1 protein-coding gene is annotated in these 1,355 nt (G+C 77.0%); it reads left to right on the plus strand.

Translation table 11 applies throughout. The features are described from left to right. Positions 1-104: 104 nt before the first annotated feature. The coding region (locus ABD211_RS33100; protein ID WP_344140468.1) for a DNA polymerase Y family protein at positions 105-1,355 on the plus strand (1,251 nt) is incomplete at its 3' end.

Genomic DNA, 1,355 nt, shown 5'->3' on the forward strand with positions numbered 1-1,355 from the left:
CCCGTTGTCCGTGGCGCGTTCACGGTTTACATGATCCCTTGAGGGCGTGTACTGAACAAGGCGGCCCACCCGGCTGATTAGAACTTATGTTCTATCGTGGGGAGGTGAGGACGTCGAACCGGGTGTTGCTGCTGTGGTGTCCCGACTGGCCGGTGATCGCGGCCGGCCTGATCGAGGGCGTCGACGTGCACCGGCCCGTCGCGGTGCTGCACGCCAACCGGGTGATCGCCTGCTCGGAGGCGGCCCGCGCCGAGGGCGTCCGGCGCGGCCTGCGCAAACGGGAGGCACAGGGCCGCTGCTCGGGCCTGACCGCCGTCGAGCACGACCCCGCCCGCGACGCGCGGGCCTTCGAGCCGGTCCTCGCCGCGGTGGAGGAGCTCACCCCCGGCGTGGCGGCGGTGCGTCCCGGCGCGTGCGCGCTGCCCGCGCAGGCGCCGGGCAACTACTACGGCGGGGAGGAGCGGGCCGCCGAACGGCTCGTCGAGCAGGTGGCGCTGCGGTGCCGGGTGGAGGCACAGGTCGGCGTCGCCGACGGGGTCTTCGCCGCGCTGCTCGCCGCGCGGCAGGGGCGGATCGTGGCGCCCGGCCGGACGCCGGCGTTCCTCGCCGGCATGGACGTGGCCACCCTCGACCGGCCCGACCTGGCCAGCCTGCTGCGCCGGCTCGGCGTGCGTACTCTCGGGGATTTCGCGGCGCTGCCCGCCGCGGACGTCCTGGCCCGACTCGGCCCGGACGCGGCCTACGTCCACCGCCTCGCCGCGGGAGTCGCGGACGAGCGGCTCGTCCTGCGCACGCCACCGCCGGACCTGGTCGCCGTCGAGGAGTACGACCCGCCGTTGGAGCGGGTCGACGTCGCCGCCTTCGCCGGTCGGGCGCTCGCGGAACGGCTGTACGAGCGGCTCGCCGGGCACGGGCTGGCGGCGACCCGGCTGGGCATCGAGGCGCGCACCGCGGCCGGCGAGGAACTGCACCGGATGTGGCGCCACGACGGGCTGCTCGACGCGGCCGCCATCGCCGACCGGGTGCGCTGGCAGCTCGACGGCTGGCTGTCCGGCACGGCGAGGAGCATCGGGGGAGGCCGCCCGACCGCCGGGATCGAGCGGCTGCGGCTGCTGCCCGACGGGCTGGTCGCCCAGGCCGGCCTGCAGGCGGGGCTGTGGGGCGAGGTCGGTGAGGCGGAGGCCCGGGCCCGGCGCGCGCTGGTGCGGGTGCAGGGCATGCTCGGCCCGGAGGCGGTGGTCACCGGAGTCGCCGACGGCGGCCGCGGCCATGACGACCAGGTCCGGCTCGTGGTCTGGGGCGACGAGCGCACCCCCGGCCCGGCGGCGGACGCGCCCTGGCCGGGCCGGCTGCCG

The sequence above is a fragment of the Luedemannella flava genome (assembly GCF_039528515.1).
In the GTDB taxonomy this organism is placed as follows: domain Bacteria; phylum Actinomycetota; class Actinomycetes; order Mycobacteriales; family Micromonosporaceae; genus Luedemannella; species Luedemannella flava.